Origin of the sequence: Streptomyces sp. R11 (assembly GCF_041051905.1) — a bacterium.
Taxonomy (GTDB): domain Bacteria; phylum Actinomycetota; class Actinomycetes; order Streptomycetales; family Streptomycetaceae; genus Streptomyces.
Genome location: NZ_CP163432.1, coordinates 7,603,814 through 7,626,273, shown reverse-complemented (window position 1 = coordinate 7,626,273; position 22,460 = coordinate 7,603,814). Strand labels below are relative to the sequence as shown.

Genomic DNA, 22,460 nt, shown 5'->3' with positions numbered 1-22,460 from the left:
TCCTAGTCGATTTCGCCGGTGCCGGAGCACACGGAGCAGCGGACGCTGGTGGTGTCGTGCATGCGGGACTTGATGTTGAAGCTGCCCTTGCCGTTGCAGGCTCCGCAGGGGATGACGGGTTCGGGTGTGTAGTCGGGGTCGGGCTGTGTGCCGCCGGCCTGCCAGTCCCAGGCGGCTCCGATGGCGGCGGCTTTGGCGGCTGCGACGGTGTCGTCGACGCGTTCGGTGACTGCGCCCGCGGCCCTCTTGATGGGCCGCTTCACGGCGCGGACGGCCTTGTTCTTGCGGCGCCGGATGGCGGGCTTGATGATCCGCTTCCAATACACGTCGCGGGTGGCCCGCTTCAGGTCGTCGAGGATGACGTCGGGGTGGAGGATCCCGGTGAGGACCGCGCCACCGATCTCGATCTCGAAGGTGTCTTCGTCTTCGGCGCGTTGGCGGCCGGTCGAGTTTTCCTGGATGCGGCGAAGTCCACCGATGGTGATGAGGGGCTCTTCCCAGCTGTGCGACTGCCAGCAGTTGCCGCGGACGGGGAGGGCGTCGATGAAGCCGTTGCCGTCGAGGGTGAAGGCCTCGGAGGCGCACTCGGGGCACAGGTAGGGGTGACCGTTGATCGTCATCTGCTGGATCTTCAGGGTGAGCATGTGGGCCTCCTTTCGGTCTGTCTGAGGTCTGTCGCGGGTGGCAAAGCAGCAGGTGGGAGGTCTGCCGCAGGTCTGACAGGTCTTGCCTTTGGGCTGGCCGGCTGGCTGGCCCTGGCAGACCTGTGTCAGACCTGCGACCTGCGGTTACCCATGCGGAGGCAGACCTGTGGCAGACCTCAAGTGCGGACATTCCGGGCGGCAATGATGTCGGTGAGGAGGTAGCCGGGGGTGCGCTCCCCGTCGGGTCCGGTGACCCGCTTGACGTCCAGGTCGACGCCGAGCCCCTCGATCTCGTCCTTCAGGATCTTTCCGACGCGGGTGGTCCAGCCGCGGTCCGTCTCGCCGTCCTGGCGTCCGTACTTGGCGGTGTTCGTTGCGGCGAGCGCGGCGAACACCTCGGCGTTCGTCGCTCCCCCGCGGTTGGTGGAGCGGGCGATCTTCTCCAGCCGTTCCAGGAGGGTGACGCGGACGATGCGCCCGTTACCTCGCTCCCCGCCGGCTGCCGACGAGACGCCGGTCCAGGCGATCAGCTTCTCCTCGATCGGGTCGCGCCACTGCCCGGGGAGACGCTTGGCGGACTTCCGCAGCTCGTAGCCCTCGGCGATGACCGGCGGCCGGTCGTCGTCCTCGACGAGGCCGGAGCGAGCCGGGATGGTGCCGGTGTCGGGGGTGCTGAACCAGCAGCGGCCTCGCTGGTCGAGCGGGATCATGGAGGCGTCGAAGCCTTGCCCGGCCATGCCGTCGCCCATGATGGTGTTGGACGCCTGCGGGGACTCGGTGTTCATCGCGGCCCGGGCGACAAGGTTCTGCCGCAGCCGGCCGCGCACGACATCCACCTCCGGAACCTGCGTGGCAAGTTCCAGAAGGACGCCCAGCCCGGCACCGACGGCCGCGATCTGGCAGAGGTTCTCGACGATCTCCTCGACGAAGGGGCTGGTGCCCTTCGCCGTGTAGGTCGCGAGCTCGTCGATCTCGATGACCTCGATGCCGCCGATCTCCTCGATCAGATCCTCGGTGAGCTTGGACTTGCCGCGCTCGTCGAGGAAGTCCGCCCGCCGGTCCAAGTCCTCCAGCACGGCCCTCGTGAACATCACCAGCCGCTCCGGGTTCTTCTTCACGAACGTGGCCAGCAGCGGCGCGAGCGCGTTGTGCTCGCCGGAGGCCTTGCCGTCGAACAGGCGGAGGTTGATGCGCACTTCCTTGGCCATGGCGAGGTTCAGGTTGGCGAGGAGCATGCCCTTGCCGCTGCGTGTCCGGCCTCCGATCAGCATCATCAGGTCGCGCAGGCGCATCCGGATGACGTTGCCGCGCTTACCGAAAAGAATGGGGGCGCCGTCGTTCCACAGATCCAGAGCGCCCTTGTGGCCGACGAGCGGGGACCGTCGGACCACGCCGAACGGGTCCTCACTGGCCACCCAGATCAGCAGCAGCGTCTCGACACTGCCGACACTCAGGTCGATCCAGTCGGAGTGGACACCGAGCGCAGCAGCGACCTGCTGCTTCTTGCCCACGGCGACCGACGCGGGGATGCCGGAAGGGGTGTGAACGGCGTAGGCGATGCCAGGTCCCTCGGTGTGCGGGATGCCGACGCCGCGGATCTCGTTGCCGCGCTTCTCCGGCACGGCGCCGGCCTCGACGAGGACGCGCCGCATGGTCTCCTCGCCGAGGTGGCTGGTGCGGGTGGGGGCCTGGATGGGCTGCAGGGCAGGCTCAGCGGGCCGGCCGAACCAGGCGCCGACCACGATGAAGGCGAGGGCCAGCAGGAGCTGCACCCACCAACTGCCGAGCGCGAAGGCTGCGGTTGTCCCGGCGACGATGACGAGACCGCTGATGCCGGTCTTGATCCAGTGCTTCTTCTTGTGCGACCTGTACTCGGCGCGGCGCACATCGACGAGCGCCTTGTACTTCGCCTCGTCGGCCGGCTTGCCCTTGGAGGCGCGCAGCATCTGCTTGGCAGTGGCGATCTGCTGCCGGTAGTCGTCCTGCCGCGCCTCCCACCAACGCAGGCACAGCCGCCGGTAGCCCCGCACCGACCAGCCCAGGTAGTAGGGGGTGTGCGCGACATGGAAGCGGATCGCATCGGCGGTGTTGTCGCGGGCGTACACGACCCACTGCCGCAGCTGCTCCCCGGACATCATCCACGCCGGACGGGGCCGCTTCTCGAACTCGTAGACGGTGGCCGTCTTGGGGTTGTCCTCGACAAGCGTCAGCGGCGGACGCTCGTCACTCAGCGGGGTAGCCATGGCGGGGTCTCAGTCCTTCTTCTCGGTGCGGACGGCGTCGCGCAGTCGGAGGGCGTATTCGTTGCGGCAGCCGACGGCTTCACGGACGTTGCGGGCGGACAGACGGTCCGTACCGCCGAGCGCTTCGGCGAGCTTCCTGACGGCTTTCAGATCGGCCTCGGCGAGGGGCTTCTGCGGCTCCGTGTCGGTCGTACTCCGATCCGGGCCTTTCCCTTTACCCCCAAGGGCTGTACGGCTCTTGGGGGTGCCGCCACGCGGCCCGCCGCTGGGCTTACCGGCAGCGGTTCCGGATCCGCCGCCATCGCCGCCACCGTTGGGCCCGAACAGGTCGGCGAGGAGAAGCTCTACCGCTATCCGTTCGGGGGTCTGCTCCGCATGGGCGAGGACGGCGGAAACGTCGGACTCAGCGTCGAGCCGGTCGGCGATGACGTCGGCGGTGACGCCGAGGGGTGCACCCTCGATGTCCCACCAGGCGCGCGTCCAAGCATCTTCAGGCGTGAGGGTGCCGAAGGGCGCGGCGAGCAGCAGCTGCTTCTGCCGATCGGCGACCGCCTTGAACGTGTTGCGCCGCTGCTTCTCGTGCTTGGCGCGGGCCTTTTCCTCGGCCCGCTTCTTCGGGTCGGTCGTCGATGCGGTCAGGGTGAGCACCCACTGCCGCACTTCGAAGAACAGGGGGCCGCCGAGCGTGACCGCAGCCAGGCCGAGGCCGGCCACCTGTGCGTTGCCGGCGCTCACGCCGTGGTCGGTGAGGCTGAGTCCGTACTGGTAGTTGATGTTGGCGGCGAACCCGGCTGCCGACAGGGACAGCCCCCGCAGCAGCCACCGCACCCAGGCGGGCAGCTTCCGCTCGTCGGCGTAGGCGACACCGGCGGCCATCACCCATGCCGCACCCTCAACCGCCGGGCCGATCGGGAACAGCATCCAGTGGATCGCGACGAAGTGCAGGACCTGCGCAGGCAGGGAAGCCAGTGCAGACAGGGTGACCAGGCCGAGCGTCCCCTTGCGGTACACGTTGCCGGGCGTGAGGTTCTTCTCCCGACGTGCCGCGCGGGCCTGACGGCGCTGTGCCCGTTCCCGGCGGCGCTGCGCCTTCTCGTCGCGCTTCTCCTTGCCGAGCTCTCGGCGCTCGTCGCGGCGCAGCTGGGCCTGGAACGCCTGGGTCTTGCGGCGCTCCTCGGCCTCCGCTGCATTGTCGCGGCGGCGCTCTTCTCGCCAGCTGCTCACGATGATCGGTGTCCTTTCGGGCTCAGGCGGTGGCGGTCTTGGCGGGGGCGGGCCGCTGCTTCAGCCACACCGCAACCGCGGCGAGCAGCAGCACCCAGGCGGGGATCGCGGCGATGACGAAGCCGAGGCCGGTGAACGCGAGCGACACGGGGGCCGCGGCCTCCGGCCAGACACCGACGATCAGCAGGTACAGGGCCAGGCCGGCCCAGGCGATGACACGGAACATGACGACCTCTTCGAGGGTCGGAACGGATGGAGGGATGGTGCTGGCCAGATCTCCAAGGCCCGCGTGCGAGACGCGGACCGAGGGCTACCGGTCAGCGGCCTCGGCGGGTGCCGCCGTGCCAGAACGACACCTTCGCGGCGGCCTCGTTGGCCTCGCCGTTGAGGCGCTGGTACTCCGGCGTCTCGTGGCGGATCCCGGACTTGCGCTCGCGGTCGGAGTTCTGGTTCAGCCGGCGGTCGGCCGCCTTCATGTCGGCAACCGCGGCCTTCTCCTCGTCGGACTTCTTGAACAGGCCCATGTCGGGCTCCTCTCGGTTGGGGTGGAAGCGCTGGCGCGGTTCCCCTCACCGCCCGTGCGAGACGGGCGGATCGGGCAGCCGGTCAGCTCTCGTACAGGAATCGGCCGCGCCGCCAGGCGGGCTGCTCCTGCAACTTGCGGTTCAGCTGGTCGTTGATGGCCTTGGCTTCCTGCGAGTCGCAGTTCTTCTTGCCGTCCGGGTCAGGGCGGGCGGCCATAAACTGCTTGATCTCGGCGCGGTCCTTCTTCCAGCCCATCAGCGGCTCCTCCGTCCACGACGCGACTTCTTCTCAGGGATGGGGGTGGTGCGGGGCACGACGGTCAGGGCGGGCAGACCGGTGAACGGGTCGACGGTGAGCTGCAGTTCGTCGACGTCGTTCGGGTTGGTCTTCTTCTGGCGCTTGGCCATCTGGCGGGCTCCTCGTGATCTGTGGATGGGTGGTGGTGCTGGTCGTGCTGGGCGCCGCACCAGTGATGCGGCCTCCGGCAGGGCCAGGAGGGGTGCCGGGCGCGGCAGGGGGTACCGCGCCCGGCGGATCAGGGGTCAGTCGTCGGATTCGGCGGCCTGCTCGGCGAGTTCGGCTTCCCGAGCCTCCGCGGCCTCCCGGGTGGGGAAGGTCCGCAGCCACTTCGGGTCGCCGACAACCCGGTACACCGGCCGCGGCACACCCGGGAACGGGCCGCCCTCGAAGGTCTTCTCGATCGCCATCAGGCCACGTCCTTCAGGTGGAGGTCGATGCAGCCGGTCACCCAGTCCAGGTGGATCGGGCAGGTCTCGCGCTGGGCCAGCGGCACCGCGTAGGTGGTCTCGCGGTACAGCGCCCGGTCCAGGGCGTCACCGAACAGGTCGGCGATCGTGGTCGTGGAACGCACCCGGCGGCCCAGATCGGTGGAGGCGAGGTCGGCGTCGAAGATGAACGGAGACATGGCAGGTAGGCCCTTCCGGGTCAGCAGGAACAGGTGAGTGGTGCGAAGTTGGACACCGCGGCGCGGGACGGGGGGATTGTCGGACCGCGCCGCGGCGGTCTAGGAGACCGGCCGCAAGTGCCGGACGGTGGGCGCCTCGTAGGTGGCGAACCCGGTAGCGAGGCGCGTGTTCGTCTCCGGGTCGATGACCGCAACCATCAGCCTGCGGGCCGGCCCGCCGTCGTGGTCAGCAACCCGGCGGACGATCCGGTCGGCCGCCGTCTGCGCGGCAGTCAGCCGTTCCAGTTCGGCGCTCACGACGCGGCCTCGACGATCACGAGGAAGCTGTCCGTGGCGAGGTCCATGACGACCCGGGCCGGAACACCCTCGCGGCGGCGGTCAGCGGCGAACTCCTCCGCCGGCCAGCTGCCACGCGGGGCGCCGGCGTCGAAACGCTCCAGGACCGTGCGGGCCAGCTTCGAGGGCTGCTTCGTGCGGACCGGCCCCTGCGCGACAACGTGAGCGGCAATGTCCGCCGGGGACATGGTGGTGGTCATCGCAGCTCACCACCGATCAGGTGCAGCAGCTCCTTGGCGGCCAGCAGCGCCTTCGACTCCTCGATGGTCCGCTCAGCACCGGTGAACGAGTCAAACTCGGCGCCCGACCAGTCACGGGGGCGCTTCGCCAGCAGCTCGGCACGCCGCTCGCAGGCGATCTCGTAACGGGTCACGGCGCGAACCACGTCCAGCGGCGCGAACGCCAGCCCCAGACGGGCCAGAGCTTCAGCGGCCGGCTGCGGCAGCGGAGCAGTGGGGGTGGGGGTGGGGGTGGGAGTGGGGGTTGCGGTGGTCATCTCAAGCCACCTCTCGGGCGGACTCAGGAGACTCGGGAGCCTCAGTCGAATTCAGGACGGACTCAGGAATCCGCAGGCTCCCGGTCGCTCCATCCCCGGGCTTGAACGGCTGGCCGTTCCTGTAGGCCGGGACAAAGCCCTGGTGGATCCAGCGGTAGACGGTCGCGGGGTGCACTCGAAAGTGCCGCGCGACGTCTCGAACTCGCAGCATTACGCCTCCGATCGAGTGCTTCGCATCTGTCGACAACGTTAAAGGCTTGATGCATAAGGTGGCAAGCTTGACGGCGCAGATTTGGCCAAGGAGTCACCCGTGGGCGTAAGCATCAAGGGATTAAGGTTGGTGAGGTCAGAAGAGGGATCGCCAGCCGGAGAGGAGGCTCAACAGATGGCCGATATGCAGCGACCACCCGACTCGCTCGCCTACATCAAGCCGCGCGGCGCAGGGGAAACCGACGCCTGGAGCGAAGAGGCACGGCAGCGGGGAGGCCAGCGCCTCGCCGAGGTCGCTGAGGTCATCCCCCCGCAGGAGGTGGCCACCGCTCTGCACCTCTCCCTCAACGAGAAGGCAGCTGTACGGCGGCGCGTCATCCTGCTCGACGGTGACGTCATAGAACTGGCCGACTCGTACTACCCGCTACAGATCGCTCGCGGCACAGCGCTCACCGAGAAACGAAAGATCAAGGGCGGAGCCCCAACCCTCTTGGCGGAGCTGGGCTACCAACCCCGGCGAGTCGCTGAGGATCTGGAGTTTCGTTCAGCCAGCGAGTCCGAGCGCACAGCCCTAGCCCTCCCCGAGGGGGCCGCTGTGCTTACTCTCCTGCGCACCACATCCACCGAAGACGGGAGCCCCTACGAAGTGCAGCTGATGGTCATGAAGGCGCCTCGCCGCCTCCACTACGAGATCGAGGTCGACTGACATGCCTGAACCGCACAAGGATGAGCGCCCCTTCGGGGAGCGCATCGCCGCAGAGATCAGAAAGCTGATCATGAACGGCGACCTCGAGCCCGGCGCCCGCATGCCCACAACAGAGCAACTGTGCGAGAAGTACGCGACGACGAACGTCACGGTCCAACGAGCAACCAAGATCCTCAAGGATGAAGGCCTGCTCGTAGGTCGAACCGGAATCGGCGTCTTCGTGCGCGACGAGGGCGCGCAGGCCATCAATCCAGCCCACAGCCTGCCTCCCTCCGGGCCGGGACAGCCTTATCGCTGGCTCCTGGAGGCCACGAAGAACAACCAGCAGAGCAAGTACCGGATGCTGGATGTCGCCGAAGTGGAGCCACCCACGCAGGTGCGTCTGGCTCTTGGTCTCGACGAGGGTGGAACGGCGATGCTGCGCTCACGGATCGGATACCTCGACGGCAAGCCGGCGGAGTTGGTCCACTCCTACTATCCGATCGAGTTGGCACACGGCACCCGCCTTGCAGACCGGCGCCTGATCCCGGGTGGCTCCCCGCGTCTGCTTGAAGACATGGGCTACCCAACCCGCTCGCAGGATGACGTGCTTGGGGCACGTCCGGCGACAACGGACGAGTACGTACACCTGGAGATTCCGCGCGATGTCCCTGTGATCGAGATCTTCCGCATCGTCTACAGCGACGATCAGCGCCCCATCGAGGTCTCACTGCTGACCAAGCCAGCTCATCGCTTCAAGATGGCGTACAGCGTTGACTGCCCCTGACACTTCGACGCTGAGCCCCCGGGACTAGCCGGGGGCTTTCGTTTGCACTGACGCACAGCTTGATACGAGAGAGATTAAGCCTTACGGTCGATGCCGTGAGAGTGGCCGACGCCACACGCTCAGTTAGGAGCGGCATGCCCGATTCCCCAGAGCGCACCGCGCTCATTGACCTCTACAGCACCGAAGAGGCCCGCGGCCTCCACCCCTTCCTCGACGAGCTGTACCCAGAATTCCTCCCGTCCCTGTACTACATGGGCACGGCGAACAGCTGCCCAGAGGGAGGGCCCGAACTCTTCTACGGCATGTGGGACTTCGAGGACGTCACACTCGTGCGCGCCGTCAAGTGGGGCGCACCTGAGACGCCGGTCCCGACAGCCCTCTATCGGCTTCGCGACAAGGCAGGCGGGCTGCTCTACGTCGGGATAACCGACAACCCCGAACGTCGCTGGAAGGACCACGAGAAGGACAAGCCGTGGTGGCCTCAAGTGGCCGCGCGCTCCATTGAGTGGCTTCCCACTCGCGGCCTCGCCCTGACAGCCGAGTCCAAGGCCATCCGCACCGAGCGGCCTCGCCACAACCTGCAACACAACGGCCAGAAAGTGTGACCTCGCTCACGCCGCGAACTGTTCCTCGGCGGCCACCCGTTGCTTCAGCCTGTGACCTTAACCACGGCAAGCCGAGGAGTGGTCAATGACCGCGAGTTGAGTCCGGAAGAATCGCCCCATGAACGCGAACGGCCGGACGGTTCGCACCCGTCCGGCCTGTTCGAACAGCGAGTTCGCACCTCGCTGATCAGTAACCCAACCCACGAATGATTGGAGTCTCTCGTGACTTTAGCGCAGGGCTGCGCCATTCCCCAGCAGTCGCCGCCCGTCGATCTCCTCGACGCCCCGCTCCCTCAGCTGCTGGCCGCGCACCGCGTGGAGCTGGTCGACAGCAGCATCACCGACCGCACGTTCTTCGGCGCCCTCGTCGAGCGTCGTGACGGCTCGCTGATCCTGTCGATGCCGACCGGCCGGTCCCCCTTCGAGCGGGACACCGCGGCCCGCATGCTCCTCGCGGAGGGCTTGGGCCTGGACGCTCCGCCGCTGCCGGAGCCGTTCGCCGTGTCGCGCGGCTGAGCACGGCATGACGAAGCGCCCCCAGCAGGTCGGCTGGGGGCGCTTTGGCGCTACTCCTGCTGCTCCTCGCTGGCTGCTGCCCGGTCGTCGATGACGATGCGGACTGGTTCGGCTCCGTCGCCGCGGTGCGGTCGGGTGACGATGTCTTCGACGGTTTCGGTGAGCCGGTGGTGGAGGTGTCCGGCGATGGCGCGGGTGCCGGGGTCGGGGTTGGTGCGGCTTACGCGGTTCAGGCTGGTGAGGGCGGCGACGAGGCTGGGGCCGGAGACGTGTACTTCGATGGCGCCTTCGTTGTGGGTGGCTGTGGCTGGCAGGTGGAAGTGCTGGTCTGGGCCTGCGTGTTTGACGAGGAATTCCCAGGTGTCGCGGTGGGCGTGGAGTGTGGCAGCGGAGATGCCGGCTGCGGCGCGGAGGATGTCGTCGTCTTCGACGGCTAAGCGGCCTGGCTCGGTGGTCGCTGCCGGTTCTGGTGTCGGTTCGGGTCGGGTGTCTTCGGCCGGTTCACGCTCTGGTTCCGGGGCGGCCAGTGTGTTTGCCGCTACGGCTCGGAGTTGGTTGTCGAGTTGCCCGATGGCGCCCCGGATGCTGACGAGCTCGTTCCCGATGGTGGCTACCGGGCCGGTGACGATCTCGTTCGTGCGGGCGAGTCCTTCGCGGGCGACGGAGCGGATCTCGGCGAGGCCAGTGGTGATGGCGGCGTTGGCGTCCTGGCGGGTCTGGTCGATGGCGTGCTGCTGATCCGCGGCCTGTTGTTTGAGTGCGGCGAGGTCGGCGGTGATCTGTCCGAGCTGGTTGCTGACTTGGCGGAGTAGTTCCCGGTCTGCGCTGCCGAACGGCACGAAGTCCCCCCTCTGATCGTTCAGCCGATCTGGAAAGGGTGAAGGTGGGACGACTTGTCGACAAGGTTGCGAATTGGACACGCAGAAGCCCCCGCCCGGTGATTGGGCGGGGGTTTCGTCATGCCCGGTACAGCGGCTGCCAGGCGAGGTGTGGGCCGAGGATGTCGAGGGCGCGTTGGATGTCGGTGCGTTCGGGTGTGGGTACGGGGTCGGCGACAGCTGCGGCGAAGGCGGTGCCGGCCATGGTTGCCGCGTCGCTGCCGGCGACCATCTGTGCGAAGGCCTGCGCGAAGAAGTCCCTGAGGATCTTGTTCCGCAGCGTGATCCATTCGTCGGCCTCGTCGCAGGTCTCGCCGGGGTGCGGCTGGTTGTGGCGGCCCCCATCACAGACCGGACCCCAGTAGTCGATGACCTTGACGTCGAGGCGGGGTTCGTCGGCCATCACTCGCCCGCCTTCTCCAGCGGCCAGCGCCGGTCGTTGGCGGCTGCCTCCCGCACGCTGGGCCCGTTGTCGTGAGCTGGCAGGGTGATGAGTCCGCGGCGGACTGCGGCCTGTACAGCGGCGTCCCGGCGCTGATGGCGGGGCAGGTAGGTGACGTCGAGCCGCTGGTAGGCGCGGGATAGCAGGGATGCCGCGTGTTCGCGGGTGATGCCGAGCGAGGTGGCGACCTTGCTGAGGGGGGCGCCGGTTGCTGCGGCCGTGAGGGCTTGGGCTTGTCTTGGGGTGAGGGGCATGCGGGCGGGTCCGCGGGTCATCGGCGTTCCTTCGTGGTGAGGTGTGCGATGCGGTGGACGAGGTGGCGGAACAGCCAGCCGGCGGAGGTAAGTCCGGCGATGGCGATGAGGGGTTTCATGTCGGCCTCCTGCGGATGGCGTTGATCCATTCGGTGCCGATGCGTACTGCGCAGATGGTGTTGATCGGCCACCTGTAGCGGCGGAGGTGGCTGCGGTGGGGGCAGGTGAGGGCGGCGTGCTCCCACGCGTCCCAGCGGCGGGCCAGGACGCGGCCTGCCTGGCGGAGGGCGTACAGGGCGGCGGAGATGAACGGGCCGCTGATGACGCCGACGGCGAGGGCGTAGGCGATCACGCGGTCCACCGCCTCGTCTCGATCCCGGCCTGCTCAGCGAGCGCTGCGGTGTGGCTGGCGCCGCGGCTGCCGTTGCGGATGAAAGCAAGGCACAGGTCAGCACCAAGGTTGACCATGAGCTGGTTGCGGATGAACCCGGCCCGCTTGCCGTTGAGTTGCCAGTTCGCGGGGTGGGCTTCGACCTTGACGGGCAGGTCGCGGCTGATCAGGTAGTTGGCGTAGTCGGCGGCTTGTGCGTCCGCCCCTCGCGGGCAAGCCCCGTGAACGACGGTCAGCGGGCGGGCTGTATGCGCGGCTTCGCAGAACGCGTAGTCGAGGGCGAAGCGGATCACCTCAGGCTTCTGCCAGTCGCGGCTGCCGGTGACGAGTACGCGGTACGGGTCGGTCATGCGGTTTCCTCGTTGATCGGTTGGGTGTTGGCCCACGAAGGCGCTGAGCGCTTCTGTGAGCGGCTGGCGGGAGTCGGTGCGTGAAAACCCCCACCGGACCCCTGCGAGGCGCCACAGCGCGGACTGTGCGGCCGGGACGGGGCTGTTGCGGTCGGTTCAGATCCCGGCACCCGAGCCGATCGAAGCCACACACGGCTCTCTGTGGCCCGATCCGGGGTCCGGAGCAAGCCGGGGGCCTGCTCCGGGCGTTCGGCCGCGAGACGGGCGCTGAGGGCCCGCCACGCCCCACGCAGGGGCAGAGGGAAGTCCTGCCCCTGGTGGCCGAGCAGCAGCGCGGGGAGCACCACCACGAGCACCACGTAGGCGGCAACGGCGGTCACTGCGTCCTCGCTTCGGTGGCGAACTCGATGACGATCTCCTCGCCTCGGACGTGGAAGCGCAACGCGTCACCCGGCAGCGCCTGACCGACCGGGATGGCGTGGTGCTCGCGATAGGCAACCTGCGCGGCCGTCCACGCCCTCCCGATCTCGGCGGACGTCGCACCCCAGGGCTCGGCGGCGGGGACGATCCAGCGGCGGACCGTGGAGGTGACGGTTTCGGTGGTGTACGTGGCCACGGTCAGGCCTCCTCGTCGGCCACACGACCCGGGCCGCTGGCGGGCTGCTCGACGGTGTACGAGGTCGTCTCCCGCACGAACCGGCGCCGAACGGGCGCGCCGTCCTTCCACGTCGGATGGTTCCTGCTCACGGTCTCGAAGCGAGCCAGGGCTTCGGCCCGGTCGGTGAACCGCATGCCGGGCGCCCACTCCTCGGCGAGCTCGTCCAGCGTCTCGACGTACCAGCGATGGCCCGGCGGGTGCGCCTCAGTCCCGCGCGTCTCGGTGTCGGGCTGCTGCTGCGCCTCGTCGGCCATGCGGCGCAGCTCGGCGGACACCATGCACATTGCCGTGCTGATGCTGGCGCGACCGTACCGCTCATCGGCGGAGTGGCCCCGAACGTAGTTCGCGGCGGCCTTGAAGGCGCGGGCCCGGATCTCGGAGGCCAGGCCGGTGAGCACAGGCAGTACGGCGGCATAGGCGGCCACGGCGATGTTCCGCGGGTCGTCATCGATGCAGCCGCCGTGCTCGGTGTGGCGGCACTGCTCCCACACTGCGGCGGCGATGGCCTCCAGTTGCGGGTGGCCGTCGATCCAGTCGACGGGCGCGGCCCGGTCGCCAGCGTGTGTCGTGGGCGGGACCGGCACGGCAGGCAGGACGGCGGTCTCCCACACGGCACGGAACGCCTCGTCCGACGTGGCCGTGAAGTGGTCCACGTGCTTCAGCACCCAGTCCCCAGGCTTCATGCCCACCCAGTGGCTGGCGTCGCTGAGTAGCTGCGCGTCCTGGTCCGGGTCCTCGGCGCGGTCCTCGGGGTCGATCGTGTCGAAGTCCGGGCCGCAGAAGGCGCGCAGCTGGTCGGCGTTGCGGCCGGTCCACTGAACGGCTTCGATCTCCTCATCGGAGCGGAGGCGGTAGCGGGCGGGCGTTCCGGTCTTACCGATCGGGCACTCCGGGTGCGGGTGGACCTCCTCGCCGTGCTCCTCGTAGCAGTAGCCGCAGGCGAGGAGGCGCACAGGCTCAGGGGTGTTGGTGGTGTCGGTCATCGGGTTCCTCCAGCAGCGTGACGCGCGAGCATGCGGGTTTTGATCTGTTCCTGGGTGGGCTGCGTCCACTGGTGCCAGCCGACGCCTTTCGTCCAGCGCTGCATGTGCTCGCGCCGCTCGTGGGGGCAGTAGCGGCAGGCCGCCGGGTTGTTGCTCATCACGTCTCCTAAGCTCGGGGTGCCGGCCGCCGTGGCTCCAACACGGCGGCCGGTCCGGTGGGTGGTCACGGGGTCAGCGCTCGGGCCACAGCGAGGGCGTGCGGATCGGGGCCGATCTCGCGGGCGTCCCGGGCCGCGGACCGCAGCCAGCGGGACAGCTCCAGAACGGCGGCCGGAGGCAGCGCGGCGGCCAGATCGCCGCTGGCGCCGCCCATGCCGTTGGTGAGCCCGTCACGCCATGCGGTGGCCTTGTCGTAGCAGGACCAGTAGCGGCCGGTGTCGACGTCCTGCTGCGCTTTGCGGGCGAGGGGTTCCAGCACGTCGGCTGCTGCGGTGAGTTCGTCGGCGGCGCTCACTGCTGCTCGCCCCCAGACACGGCAACAGCAGACGCGGGGGTGGCGGCGCGGTACGCGGCGAGCGCATTAACGGGGCTGATCAGTTCGTGGCCGGGTACGTACTTCCGGCAGCCCTCGGCGTGCAGGCCGCCGCTTCGCGCGCAGGTGCACCGCAGTTCGCCGCGGAGGCGCAGCAGCAGCTCGTACAGCGCGGAAGCCCGGTTGTGGTCCGGCTCGGTGGTGAGTTTGGCGTCGACGACGTCCGCGGCCCAGGCGATCGCCTGACCGCGGGCGGTGGCCACTTCGGCGCGCAGCTTGTCCACCTCGGCCTTGGGTGTGATCAGGTCGAGGGCGTTCGTCCACGGGCAGTTCATCGAGGAGTGCTCGCCGATGACTTCCTCGGGGGCGACGGCGTAGGCCAGCTTGTCGGCGATCTCGTGCATCTGGTCGCGGTCGTCGATGGCCTCGCCGAGCATGCGGTCGAGTTGGGCGTTGGCGTCGCGTAGGCGGCGGGCTTCGGCGAGCAGTGCGGTCACGTCCGTCCCGGTCAGCTGATCAAAGTCGGGCTGGGCGGCCTCGTCCGTGACGTTCACGTACTCGTAGAGGTGGGCTGCTCGGCTGGCGATCTCGTCGAGATCGAGGTTGGTGAGCGGCTGGTTCATGGTGGTCTCCTTGCTGGCGGGTCAGTGGTGTTGGCGGTGTCGTGGCGGCGGATCAGGCGGCGGGGTCGCCGTCGTCATCGGGGGTGATGGCTGTGCCGGAGATGCGGATGAACTTGAACTCGCTGGAGCCGGAGTGGAATCCGATCGAGCCGGCGAGCGGTCCGCGGCAGGCGCGGCAGCGCGGCATGTCGAACCAGGTCGCTCGCCTACAGGCGGTGCATCGGGTGAGCCAGCAGCGGCTGTTGCGGGTGGATGTCCAGCTGACGTAGCCCGGGTGGTGCCACATCAGGCGACGCATGGCGTAGGGGTTCCAGTCCTCGTAGCCGTCGGACCACGGGTCTATGGGCCGGGGCGGGTTACCGATGAGGACGAGTTCGCCGCCAGGCCAGCGGCAGGAGCAGCGGCGGATCCCCCGGATGCGAGGGCAAGCGCAGACGAGGGACTCACCGAACTCGTAGGCCTTCTCGATGCGCGGGACGCCGGTGCCTTTGACCTCAAGCCAGGTGCCTATCTCCGGCAGCCGGAAGTCGGGCAGGTAGTTGGCTCCGGACGGCAGGGTGACGGTCTCCGGCTCGTACTCCCACACGATGCCGACGGAGTTGAGCGTGGCTGCCCATGACGCTTCGAGGGCAGAGCGGAAGGTGGTGCCTTTGTAGACGGTGGGCAGGGCTTCGATGGTCATGTCGCCGTCGAGTTGCGCCTCGTGGCCGCTGCGGAGGCGTTCGCGGCGCAGGCGTGCGGTCTCGAAGTCGTCGGCGAGGGCCTCGAAGATGTCGCGGCCGTCGTAGTCGTCCTGGATGCTCACCGTCAGCCCCTCCCCATGGAACGCAGGCGGGCGTAGTGGCCCTGGAAGGTGAGAGCGACGATGCGACCGGAGGCGCCGTTGCGGTTCTTGGCGACGATGAGGTCGATCTCGCCGGCGCGGGGTCCGGTGTCTGACCCGTCCTCAGCGAGGGGCCGGTGCATGAGGACGATGACGTTGGAGTCCTGCTCGATCGCCGAGGAGTCCTTGAAGTCGGACACGAGGGGCTGCCGGCCGACGGCGCCACGGTTGAACTGGGCGAGCGCGACGACAGGGATCTCGAACTCCATCGCCAGGAGCTTGAGTCCGCGGGAGAGTTCAGCCACCTCATTGGCGCGGCTGCGCTCCTTCTTGCCGCTGGGCTCGGGCGTGAGGAGCTGCAGGTAGTCGGCGACGACGATGGCAGGGGTGCGGCCGGAGGCGGCCATCCAGCGCACGCGTGCTCGGATCTTGCCGAGGGTGAGGTTCGGGGAGTCGTCGAGGATGAAGTTCTCGGCGTTCTGCAGCTTTGGTGCGGCGCGGAAGACTTTCTCCCAGTCGGACGGGTCGAGCTTGCGGCGGACGAGCTTGTCTACGTTGACGCCGGCCTCGGCGGCTGTGAGCCGGGCCATGAGTTCGGAGCCGCCCATCTCCAGGGAGGCGACGAGAGCGGGCCTGCCGCGGGTGAGGGCGATGTGCGCGGCAAGGTTCATGCCGAACAGGGACTTGCCTTGGCCGGTGCCGGCGCCGACGGTGATGAGCTGGCCGGGCTTGAGTTCGACGATCTCGTTGAGGTCGTACCAGGGGGTGTCGAGGGCGCGCGGGTCGTGGCCGGCTTCGAGTTCGTCTACAAAGCCCATCCAACGGTCGGCGACGGACAGTTTCTCGTCGGCGGGCTGCACGCCTTTTGCAGCGGCTTGGAGGTCGGCCATGGCGGCTTCGAGGATCTCGGCGGCAGTGTTGGCGGCGGACATGACGCGCTGGCTGGCTTTGCGGGTGGCGGTCAGGACGGCGCGCAGTTGGGCGTGTTCGCGGATGATCTCGGCGTAGCCGTCCGCGTTCCCGACGACGGGCACGGACTGGGCGAGTTCGTGGAGGTAGGCGGCCCCGCCGATCTTGGTGAGTTCGCCTGTGGCGAGGAGTTCGGCCGCGACGGTAATGGGGTCGATCTTCGGCTTGCGGTCGCGGCAGTACATTCCGGCGATGGTCTGCCAGATGATCTGGTGGCGGTGCTCCCAGAAGTCCTCGGGGCCGGCGATGACGCGGTCGATGGCGTCAATGGCGGTCAGGTCATAGAACGTGGAGCCGAGAGCCGCCCTTTCGGCTTCGATGTTGTGGGGTGCGATCTGCTCGTCGGGCAGGAGGTCGGGCTCCCACAGGGGCTCGGTCATGCAGCGTGTCCTTTCTGGGCTGTCGGGTGGCATTCGGGGCAGGGGTGGACTCGGCGCAGTCCGCGGTCGTCTTCGGTTTCACGGGTGCGGGTGACGGGGTCGCAGTCGGCGTGGCCGCAGTGCGGTTGTGGGCCGCTGCTCTTGGGTCCGGCTGCGGCAGGAGGGAGTCCGGTCCAGCCGCGGACGAAGTAGCGGGCGTAGAGGATCCGGTCGCGGCGGGTGCGCTGGGTGTCGAGGGCGAAGCGGACCATGGCGGGGATGCCGGCTCGTTCGACGGCGGCTGCTACCCGCTTGAGGTCTTCGGGGGGCATGCCCCAGGAGACGGTGATCCCGGCTTCGGTGAGTGCCTTGATGAGCGGCTGGCAGATCGTGAACGCGTCTCGCCGCTGCTGGCTTTCTTCTTCTACTACGTAGTGTTGGGGAGGTGCCCCGGATTCCGGGGCACAACGGGTTTCTTGCGCCCCGGATTCCGGGGCACAAGCCGGATCGGCTTCGGAGCTTTGTGCCCCGGAATCCGGGGAGCTAGCGGGAGCTTGTGCCCCGTTTTCCGGGGCACAACGGTTGGCCGCGGTGTCACTTTGTGCCCCGGATTCCGGGGCGCAAGCGGTGGCTGGGCGCATGTAGCCGACCGCCTTCGGGAGCCGGTACAGGGCGGGCCGACGCCCCGCAGCGGGTGCCGCGATCTCCAGGTCGCCGGACTCGACGGCCGCCTTGATGGCCTTCTCGACGGTGTCCTTGGAGCGGGTGTTCAGGGCCCGCATCAACTCGCGCTGACCGGCCCGCACCTCGCACGCGGAGGTGCGCACCTGATCGGCCACGTAGAGCAGCGCGATCCGTGCGTTCCCCTTCGACTGGGAGTGGTTCCACACCCAGTGCATGGCGTCCAAGGTCACGGCCTTCTTCTTTCGGCTGGAGCGGATGTTCGGTTGCGGGGCCCGTCGTGTCCGGGCTAGGCGGCGGTGGCCATCTCGGCCCGCTTCCTGGCGCGGCTGACGGTGCGTTCGTGGCAGCCGAGTTCGGCGGCGATCTGCTCATTGGTGCGGCCCATCGCGGTGAGCCGGGCGACGCGCTGCGGGTCGACGCTGGTCTTCCGGCGGCGGTGGACGTCCGCCCGCCCCTTGGTTTCCGGCTTGCAGTCGGGGTCGTCGATGTCGTCCCAGGCGAGGGGGCCGTGCCAGCCTTCGCGGGCGGCGAGGTTGCGGGACAGATTGATGGAGCGCTGCGGTACGCCGTGGTCTCGCGGATCACGGGTCTGGACGGTCCGGTAGGCGTCAGCGATTCGGCGAGCGGTGGACGCCAGTACGCGGTCGTTGTGGATGAGGTCGGTCAGGCGTCGCGGGTGGAAGCCGAGCTGCGGGCCGAGTGCGTTGAGCGTCCATCCCATGGCGACCAGGGCTTGCAGCCGGCGGCGGGTGCCGGTGGCGTCGACGATCGTGTGTGCCTTGACGGGCGGGGCTACGAGGGGGATGGTCCGGATGCGTTGGGCTACTTCGGGGCGGATGCGGTGGGCCCGCTTGTTGACGCCGTCGTAGAGGATGCGCGAGAGGGTTGCCGGGGAGACTTGGGCGGCCTTCTCGATGCTGGGGATGCTGTGGCCGAGGCCGCGCAGCTGGTTGATGTGCTGGCGGGCTGGTTCGGCGTCGACGAGGGGCTGCCAGGTGCCGTAGCCCATCTGCCGGTAGCGGAGCCGATGGTAGGCCTGGCATCGGGCGACGCACTCGGGGCGCTTGCAGTCGTATTCCTTGACGCAGGTCAGGTTGCGGTGGTGGGGGGCTTCGCGGACGGCGGTGGTCATGGCTTCTCCTTCCGGATGTCGTTGAGGAGTTGGTTGATGCCGGGGTGTTCGCCGTAGACGGCGATGCAGTCGAGGTACAGCTGGTGGTCGCTGCCGGGCTGCTGCTGTTCGGGGGTGGGCCGGTAGCGGGCGTAGCGGCGGGCCATGACGCGGTCGTCGCGGGTGCGGTGGGCCTCGCGTCCGCTGCGGATGTGCCGACGTGTCGCCAACACGAAGAGCAGGAGCCCAGCCGCTAGGCCGGTGAGGCCAACCCAGTTGGCGACCGCCCAGTCGCCCGCGGGCTGGAGGGTGTTGCCGGCGGTCAGCCAGGCGTCGTACAGGTTGGGTGTCATCGCCGCCTCCTGGTGGTCAGGAGGGCGAAGCCGATGCCGATGACGGCGGCGAGGAAAACGAGGGGGATGACGGCACCGACGGGCAGCTGCTGGAGGCGGTCGAGCATCACGCGGCCTCCGCCCGGTCGGCTTCGGTTCGGCGCCGGTAGACCGCTATGCGGTGCCCCTTGGTGGATGGCGCGGTCGACGGCACGTAGGTGTCGGTGCCGATCAGGAAGTTGTGGGACATGCCGCGCAGCACCCCGGGGAGCACCCCGCGGGCTACCTCAGGGAGTTGATCGCGCAGGTCGTTGGCCGACACGGTGTTGTGGTCGCGCATCCAGATGAGGACGGCCTGGGCGACGACCTTGCGGTCCCAGTCGGACGCCTGGCGGACCAGCTGGGCGAGGGTCTTGTCGCGGGCCTCGGCGGCGACCTGCTCGGCGAGTGTGAGGCGGGGCATCAGTCTTCCTCCTCGTCGTCTTCGGCGGCGGCCTGGGCGCAGCGGCTCTCGTCGTCGTCCAGGAAGTCGAGGTCGCAGCCAGTGCCGCAGTTGGGGCAGCCCCAGCCGTTGCAGCCAGGCGCGTCACAGCCGGAGAAGTAGGCGTCGTCCTCGCAGTACGGGCAGCCGCGCTGATCCGGCACGGTGTGGTCGGAGGTGGGGTCGAGGATGCTGGCGACGACTTCGCGGTCGCCGAGCCGGACGGTGAACTCGATGTCTGCCATGGCGGCGTAATCTCCTTGGTGAGAGGCCGCCCGCACTGCCCGCGGGCGGCCGTTCGCGTGTGCGGGCTACTGCTGGGCGTCGCCGGGCTTCTTCTCGTGCTTGCTGCGGATCTCGGCGCCCGTGATGTGCTCAGGCGGGAACGCCTCGTCGCGGGTCATCTCGCCCTTAGCGACGGACTGGAAGATGATCTGGAGCTTGGTGACATCCGACTCGTCCCAGTCGGCGAGCGGGCGGCCGAGCTTCGTCTCCAGCTGCTTCTGAGTGACGCCGACCCGGCCGTAGTTGGTGACGGCCTCGGCGGCTCGCTGCTCGACGGACTGGCCGTTGCCGCGCTTGAGGGTGTCCTCGCAGATCTGGATGGCCTCGGCGACGTACCAGGCGGGCAGCATCGCGAAGATGGCCTCGCGGAGCCGGCGGGCCCCCAGGTTCGCGTTGTTCTCGTACACGTCCCGCAGATCGGTCAGGTTCTTCTTGCCACTACGGGTGTCGCGGATGTGCGGCGCGATGAAGATCTGCGAAGAGCGCGAGTTGCGCTGCAGGTCCCAGGCGTAGGCGAGGATCTCGGACTGGCCGAGCGCGGTGTCCCGGGAGAGCTCCATCGTGCCGTGCTGCACGTTGCCCCAGATCAGAGCGATCTCGCGGGCGAGGTGGATGGACGCGCCGGAGATGGTCTCGCCGGCCTTCGGATAGGAGAAGAACGCCTTCTCGGCGAGCGCGTACTGGGCGCAGGCGAACCGCATCTCGGCCTGGGCTGCCTCGATGTTGCGCGGGCTCTGTTGGGCGATGAAGACCGCGGCCTTCACCTCGGCCTCGGCGCGCGACATCTCGATCGCGGTGGACTGGCCAATACGACTGGCGGGCTGCTGCTGGGCGGGGAAGTTCACAGGTAGATCTCCTTGTCGCGGTTCTCGGCGTAGCCGGGGAGGGCGAGGTAGTTCGGGTTGTCGTCGGCGTAGCCGGGCCAGTGGCCAGAGGCGGTGCACTCGGCGAACTTCTCGATGGCGGCCCGGTTCTTGGCGCGGCCGATCTCGCGGGAGAAGAACTCGAAGCCGATGACGTTGACCAGGTAGGGCGGCTTCTTCTCCTGGACGATCAGGAGCATCTCGGCGTCGTCGCCGCCCAGGTCCAGGGCGCGGGCGGCGTCCTCGTACCAGTCGGCTTGCTGGTTGTAGCCGTACTTGGCGATGTCCTTCTGCATTGCTTCTTCGCTGGCGTCGGCGGCCGTCTTGTAGTCGGGGATGATCAGGCGGCCGGACTGAATGGACGGCAGCCAGTCGAAGCGGACGCGGCGGCGGATCCCGGTCGCTTCGTCGATCCAGAACCCGGACTGCTCGGGTGCGCCGTAGGCGGGGTCGAGGAGTGCGGCGGCGAGAGGGTGCTTGCGGATGGCTTCGGCCATCGCGTCGACCATGTCCATCTCGTGCTGCTTCAGCGGGATGGCCCCGCGCTTACGGGCCTCCGCAACCTCGGACTTGGCGTCGTTGGTGGTCCAGGCGTCGTGCTCGATGACGACCAACTCGGGCCCGTTACCGAGCACCTTCTTGTGGGCGGCGTTGCCGTAGTCGAACGTCTTGGACGACGGCTGCGGATTGTCCTGCTCATAGCGGAACTTGGCGGGGCAAGACGGCGGCAGCAGCTTCCGGGCCCCGGACGACGACAGCGACGTCTTATCGGCGTGGTAGTCCTCGTTGGACAAGTCCTCGTGCAGGCCAAGGGCCGGCGCCTCGACGGCGGCGGTCATTTGCTGGCCTCCGGCGTTCCGCGCAGGGCGCTGGCAACCTCGGGCTCGCAGTCCTCGCAGAGTCCGTCCTTGGTGAACGGCCCGCTCTCGTCGCCGCAGCGGGTGCACGCCAGCGGCGCGACATGCTTTGTGGTGCCTGTGGTGCTCATGTGACTCCGTCCAGGGTGTGCTGATGGATGGGCCGCCAGCCCCGACCTGGGGGTGGTGCAGGGCTGGCGGCCCTGGGGTGCGGCGCGGAGTTGGGGCAAGCTCGACGCGCCGCGGTCTGTGGCTGTGGGTAGGCGGCTGGCTAGTCGGCGTCGGCGAGTTCGACGACCCGGTTGTGCGCCTCGTTGAAGTCGTCGGTGTCGAGGCCCATCCACGGCACGCTGTGCGTCATCGCGCACATGACGTCGAGAGCGTTGAACCCGTCGGCCTTGTACTCGGCCGCCGCGGCTTCGATGTCGGCATCCGTGTAGGTGCCGTTGTGGGTGACGTCGCCGGGCATGTAGTGGCTGCCGGGCTCGTCGCACCACGCGTAGGACAGCTTCGCGTAGAGGTCGCGGGCCGTCTTGTCGCTGATGGCTTCCTTGAGGTCGGCGGCGTCCTGGGTCCAGTCCATGCCGGACTCGGCAAGGATGGCGACGCCCTTGAAAGCGTCTTCGCGCCGCATCGCTTCGGCGATGGCGAGGCCGCTGTGGTGACCGATCCGCCAGCGGGCGGGGTTGTTCAGCGACTGGATGGCGGGCATTCGGAAGACGACCAGTCCGGGCGCCGCCGAGACGGCGTCGGGGATGGTGTGCTTCTGCTGACCGTGGACGATCATCGTGTACTCGGTGGTCTCACCGATCATTGGGAATCCCTCCGTGGGATGCTGGTGTCGGATCCCCGGGCGCTTCCATCGCTCGGGGTTTCTTCTTGGGCGCCGGCTGGCCGGGAGGGTGCACCGGCCAGCCGGTCGTCATTGGGTGACGGCCTGGCCGGGATCGCGGACCGCTCCGAGTCGGCCGGCTGCGGCTGCCTCGCGCAGGGTGGTCACGTCGATCGACTGGGTGTCCTGGTCGGCACCGATCCGCTGCATGGCCGGGACGGTGATGCGGTTGGCGTTGGCTTCGGCTGCAAGCTGCGGACCGAAGCGGGCCTGCAGGGCGAGAGCCTTGTCCCGCCAGTGGTCGCGTTCGGCGGTCAGGTCTTCGATGTCGGCCTGCTGCTTGACGGCCAGTTCCTCAGCTGCCAGCTGCTTGGCTTCGGCGTCATCGATCTGGACTTGCTGCGTCTTGACGAGGAGGTCGGCCCAGGTCAGCTTCCGCCGGAGCCGCTCGACTTCGGCGGGGGCGCTGTGCTTCGGCTGGCGCGGCGCCCGGTCGAAGAGGCCGAAGCGGACGGGCAGCAGGTCGGTGAGGGTGCTCACTCCCCCTCCTGGCGGGC

General features: G+C 68.7%; 39 protein-coding genes. 4 read left to right on the top strand and 35 right to left on the bottom strand.

What is annotated here, in order from left to right; all coding sequences use genetic code 11:
- Positions 1-2: 2 nt before the first annotated feature.
- The 13 genes from AB5J55_RS35290 to AB5J55_RS35230 all read right to left on the bottom strand — a co-directional run bounded on the left by AB5J55_RS35290 (position 3) and on the right by AB5J55_RS35230 (position 6,604).
- On the bottom strand, positions 3-644 hold the full coding sequence (locus tag AB5J55_RS35290; RefSeq protein WP_369274501.1) for a hypothetical protein: 642 nt from the start codon (positions 642-644) through the stop codon (positions 3-5).
- 176 nt (positions 645-820) lie between these two features.
- Entirely contained in the window at positions 821-2,887 is a 2,067-nt protein-coding gene (locus AB5J55_RS35285) for a hypothetical protein (RefSeq protein WP_369274500.1), read from the bottom strand.
- Positions 2,888-2,896: 9 nt separating this feature from the next.
- The gene (locus AB5J55_RS35280; RefSeq protein WP_369274499.1) at positions 2,897-4,111 is read right to left on the bottom strand and encodes a hypothetical protein; all 1,215 of its coding nucleotides are present in this window, start codon (positions 4,109-4,111) and stop codon (positions 2,897-2,899) included.
- 22 nt (positions 4,112-4,133) lie between these two features.
- A complete protein-coding gene (locus AB5J55_RS35275; protein WP_369274498.1) occupies positions 4,134-4,337 on the bottom strand; it encodes a hypothetical protein in 204 nt (67 codons plus the stop codon).
- A 91-nt stretch (positions 4,338-4,428) separates the two neighbouring features.
- Positions 4,429-4,635, bottom strand: a complete 207-nt coding sequence (locus AB5J55_RS35270) for a hypothetical protein (protein WP_369274497.1) — start codon at positions 4,633-4,635, stop codon at positions 4,429-4,431.
- 82 nt (positions 4,636-4,717) lie between these two features.
- Positions 4,718-4,891 carry a hypothetical protein gene (locus tag AB5J55_RS35265; protein WP_369274496.1) on the bottom strand — a complete coding sequence of 58 codons (174 nt, stop codon included), beginning with the start codon at positions 4,889-4,891 and terminating at the stop codon, positions 4,718-4,720.
- Positions 4,891-5,043, bottom strand: a complete 153-nt coding sequence (locus AB5J55_RS35260; protein WP_369274495.1) for a hypothetical protein — start codon at positions 5,041-5,043, stop codon at positions 4,891-4,893. The genes AB5J55_RS35265 and AB5J55_RS35260 overlap by 1 nt, the downstream gene beginning before the upstream one ends.
- 135 nt (positions 5,044-5,178) lie before the next feature.
- Positions 5,179-5,343 carry a hypothetical protein gene (locus tag AB5J55_RS35255; RefSeq protein ID WP_369274494.1) on the bottom strand — a complete coding sequence of 55 codons (165 nt, stop codon included), beginning with the start codon at positions 5,341-5,343 and terminating at the stop codon, positions 5,179-5,181.
- Complete coding sequence (locus tag AB5J55_RS35250) at positions 5,343-5,561, bottom strand: hypothetical protein (protein WP_369274493.1); 219 nt, start codon at positions 5,559-5,561, stop codon at positions 5,343-5,345. The genes AB5J55_RS35255 and AB5J55_RS35250 overlap by 1 nt, the downstream gene beginning before the upstream one ends.
- A 99-nt stretch (positions 5,562-5,660) precedes the next feature.
- Positions 5,661-5,858 (bottom strand): hypothetical protein, encoded by a 198-nt coding sequence (locus tag AB5J55_RS35245; RefSeq protein ID WP_369274492.1) that lies wholly within the window; start codon positions 5,856-5,858, stop codon positions 5,661-5,663.
- Positions 5,855-6,097 (bottom strand): hypothetical protein, encoded by a 243-nt coding sequence (locus tag AB5J55_RS35240; protein ID WP_369276497.1) that lies wholly within the window; start codon positions 6,095-6,097, stop codon positions 5,855-5,857. The genes AB5J55_RS35245 and AB5J55_RS35240 overlap by 4 nt, the downstream gene beginning before the upstream one ends.
- Positions 6,094-6,393 carry a hypothetical protein gene (locus tag AB5J55_RS35235; protein WP_369274491.1) on the bottom strand — a complete coding sequence of 100 codons (300 nt, stop codon included), beginning with the start codon at positions 6,391-6,393 and terminating at the stop codon, positions 6,094-6,096. The genes AB5J55_RS35240 and AB5J55_RS35235 overlap by 4 nt, the downstream gene beginning before the upstream one ends.
- A 1-nt stretch (position 6,394) precedes the next feature.
- Positions 6,395-6,604 (bottom strand): helix-turn-helix domain-containing protein, encoded by a 210-nt coding sequence (locus AB5J55_RS35230; RefSeq protein WP_369276373.1) that lies wholly within the window; start codon positions 6,602-6,604, stop codon positions 6,395-6,397.
- Between the two features lie 99 nt (positions 6,605-6,703).
- On the opposite strand from AB5J55_RS35230, the gene AB5J55_RS35225 reads away from it, so the two are divergent.
- The 4 genes from AB5J55_RS35225 to AB5J55_RS35210 all read left to right on the top strand — a co-directional run bounded on the left by AB5J55_RS35225 (position 6,704) and on the right by AB5J55_RS35210 (position 9,196).
- On the top strand, positions 6,704-7,309 hold the full coding sequence (locus AB5J55_RS35225; RefSeq protein WP_369274490.1) for a UTRA domain-containing protein: 606 nt from the start codon (positions 6,704-6,706) through the stop codon (positions 7,307-7,309).
- 1 nt (position 7,310) lies between these two features.
- A complete protein-coding gene (locus tag AB5J55_RS35220; protein ID WP_369274489.1) occupies positions 7,311-8,075 on the top strand; it encodes a GntR family transcriptional regulator in 765 nt (254 codons plus the stop codon).
- 134 nt (positions 8,076-8,209) lie between these two features.
- Positions 8,210-8,680: a GIY-YIG nuclease family protein gene (locus AB5J55_RS35215; RefSeq protein WP_369274488.1), complete on the top strand. Its 471-nt coding sequence runs from the start codon at positions 8,210-8,212 to the stop codon at positions 8,678-8,680.
- Positions 8,681-8,902: 222 nt separating this feature from the next.
- Entirely contained in the window at positions 8,903-9,196 is a 294-nt protein-coding gene (locus tag AB5J55_RS35210) for a hypothetical protein (protein ID WP_369274487.1), read from the top strand.
- A 50-nt stretch (positions 9,197-9,246) separates the two neighbouring features.
- Here AB5J55_RS35210 and AB5J55_RS35205 read toward each other — a convergent pair whose 3' ends face one another.
- The 22 genes from AB5J55_RS35205 to AB5J55_RS35100 all read right to left on the bottom strand — a co-directional run bounded on the left by AB5J55_RS35205 (position 9,247) and on the right by AB5J55_RS35100 (position 22,443).
- Positions 9,247-10,035: a hypothetical protein gene (locus tag AB5J55_RS35205; protein WP_369274486.1), complete on the bottom strand. Its 789-nt coding sequence runs from the start codon at positions 10,033-10,035 to the stop codon at positions 9,247-9,249.
- Positions 10,036-10,153: 118 nt separating this feature from the next.
- Complete coding sequence (locus AB5J55_RS35200) at positions 10,154-10,477, bottom strand: hypothetical protein (RefSeq protein ID WP_369274485.1); 324 nt, start codon at positions 10,475-10,477, stop codon at positions 10,154-10,156.
- The gene (locus tag AB5J55_RS35195) at positions 10,477-10,791 is read right to left on the bottom strand and encodes a hypothetical protein (protein WP_369274484.1); all 315 of its coding nucleotides are present in this window, start codon (positions 10,789-10,791) and stop codon (positions 10,477-10,479) included. Before AB5J55_RS35195 ends, AB5J55_RS35200 begins: the two co-directional genes overlap by 1 nt.
- A gap of 94 nt (positions 10,792-10,885) precedes the next feature.
- The gene (locus tag AB5J55_RS35190; RefSeq protein WP_369274483.1) at positions 10,886-11,131 is read right to left on the bottom strand and encodes a hypothetical protein; all 246 of its coding nucleotides are present in this window, start codon (positions 11,129-11,131) and stop codon (positions 10,886-10,888) included.
- Entirely contained in the window at positions 11,119-11,511 is a 393-nt protein-coding gene (locus AB5J55_RS35185; RefSeq protein WP_369274482.1) for an SLOG family protein, read from the bottom strand. Before AB5J55_RS35185 ends, AB5J55_RS35190 begins: the two co-directional genes overlap by 13 nt.
- 376 nt (positions 11,512-11,887) lie before the next feature.
- Positions 11,888-12,127 (bottom strand): hypothetical protein, encoded by a 240-nt coding sequence (locus AB5J55_RS35180; protein ID WP_369274481.1) that lies wholly within the window; start codon positions 12,125-12,127, stop codon positions 11,888-11,890.
- A 2-nt stretch (positions 12,128-12,129) separates the two neighbouring features.
- Positions 12,130-13,152: a hypothetical protein gene (locus AB5J55_RS35175; protein WP_369274480.1), complete on the bottom strand. Its 1,023-nt coding sequence runs from the start codon at positions 13,150-13,152 to the stop codon at positions 12,130-12,132.
- On the bottom strand, positions 13,149-13,310 hold the full coding sequence (locus tag AB5J55_RS35170) for a hypothetical protein (RefSeq protein WP_369274479.1): 162 nt from the start codon (positions 13,308-13,310) through the stop codon (positions 13,149-13,151). Before AB5J55_RS35170 ends, AB5J55_RS35175 begins: the two co-directional genes overlap by 4 nt.
- A 65-nt stretch (positions 13,311-13,375) precedes the next feature.
- The gene (locus AB5J55_RS35165) at positions 13,376-13,666 is read right to left on the bottom strand and encodes a hypothetical protein (protein ID WP_369274478.1); all 291 of its coding nucleotides are present in this window, start codon (positions 13,664-13,666) and stop codon (positions 13,376-13,378) included.
- A complete protein-coding gene (locus AB5J55_RS35160; RefSeq protein WP_369274477.1) occupies positions 13,663-14,307 on the bottom strand; it encodes a hypothetical protein in 645 nt (214 codons plus the stop codon). Before AB5J55_RS35160 ends, AB5J55_RS35165 begins: the two co-directional genes overlap by 4 nt.
- A gap of 52 nt (positions 14,308-14,359) precedes the next feature.
- A complete protein-coding gene (locus tag AB5J55_RS35155) occupies positions 14,360-15,112 on the bottom strand; it encodes a hypothetical protein (RefSeq protein WP_369274476.1) in 753 nt (250 codons plus the stop codon).
- Between the two features lie 2 nt (positions 15,113-15,114).
- Complete coding sequence (locus tag AB5J55_RS35150) at positions 15,115-16,479, bottom strand: replicative DNA helicase (protein WP_369274475.1); 1,365 nt, start codon at positions 16,477-16,479, stop codon at positions 15,115-15,117.
- The gene (locus AB5J55_RS35145) at positions 16,476-17,366 is read right to left on the bottom strand and encodes a hypothetical protein (RefSeq protein WP_369274474.1); all 891 of its coding nucleotides are present in this window, start codon (positions 17,364-17,366) and stop codon (positions 16,476-16,478) included. The genes AB5J55_RS35150 and AB5J55_RS35145 overlap by 4 nt, the downstream gene beginning before the upstream one ends.
- Before the next feature lie 62 nt (positions 17,367-17,428).
- Positions 17,429-18,274 (bottom strand): helix-turn-helix domain-containing protein, encoded by an 846-nt coding sequence (locus AB5J55_RS35140; protein WP_369274473.1) that lies wholly within the window; start codon positions 18,272-18,274, stop codon positions 17,429-17,431.
- A complete protein-coding gene (locus AB5J55_RS35135) occupies positions 18,271-18,606 on the bottom strand; it encodes a hypothetical protein (RefSeq protein WP_369274472.1) in 336 nt (111 codons plus the stop codon). Before AB5J55_RS35135 ends, AB5J55_RS35140 begins: the two co-directional genes overlap by 4 nt.
- Before the next feature lie 106 nt (positions 18,607-18,712).
- Positions 18,713-19,048 (bottom strand): hypothetical protein, encoded by a 336-nt coding sequence (locus AB5J55_RS35130; protein ID WP_369274471.1) that lies wholly within the window; start codon positions 19,046-19,048, stop codon positions 18,713-18,715.
- Positions 19,048-19,311 carry a hypothetical protein gene (locus tag AB5J55_RS35125; RefSeq protein ID WP_369274470.1) on the bottom strand — a complete coding sequence of 88 codons (264 nt, stop codon included), beginning with the start codon at positions 19,309-19,311 and terminating at the stop codon, positions 19,048-19,050. The genes AB5J55_RS35130 and AB5J55_RS35125 overlap by 1 nt, the downstream gene beginning before the upstream one ends.
- A 66-nt stretch (positions 19,312-19,377) precedes the next feature.
- Positions 19,378-20,196 carry a hypothetical protein gene (locus AB5J55_RS35120; protein WP_369274469.1) on the bottom strand — a complete coding sequence of 273 codons (819 nt, stop codon included), beginning with the start codon at positions 20,194-20,196 and terminating at the stop codon, positions 19,378-19,380.
- Positions 20,193-21,053: a PD-(D/E)XK nuclease-like domain-containing protein gene (locus AB5J55_RS35115; protein ID WP_369274468.1), complete on the bottom strand. Its 861-nt coding sequence runs from the start codon at positions 21,051-21,053 to the stop codon at positions 20,193-20,195. Before AB5J55_RS35115 ends, AB5J55_RS35120 begins: the two co-directional genes overlap by 4 nt.
- Complete coding sequence (locus tag AB5J55_RS35110) at positions 21,050-21,202, bottom strand: hypothetical protein (RefSeq protein WP_369274467.1); 153 nt, start codon at positions 21,200-21,202, stop codon at positions 21,050-21,052. Before AB5J55_RS35110 ends, AB5J55_RS35115 begins: the two co-directional genes overlap by 4 nt.
- A 140-nt stretch (positions 21,203-21,342) precedes the next feature.
- Positions 21,343-21,885, bottom strand: coding sequence for a hypothetical protein (locus AB5J55_RS35105; protein ID WP_369274466.1), 543 nt, complete (start codon positions 21,883-21,885; stop codon positions 21,343-21,345).
- Between the two features lie 108 nt (positions 21,886-21,993).
- Positions 21,994-22,443: a hypothetical protein gene (locus tag AB5J55_RS35100; protein WP_369274465.1), complete on the bottom strand. Its 450-nt coding sequence runs from the start codon at positions 22,441-22,443 to the stop codon at positions 21,994-21,996.
- Positions 22,444-22,460: the final 17 nt, after the last annotated feature.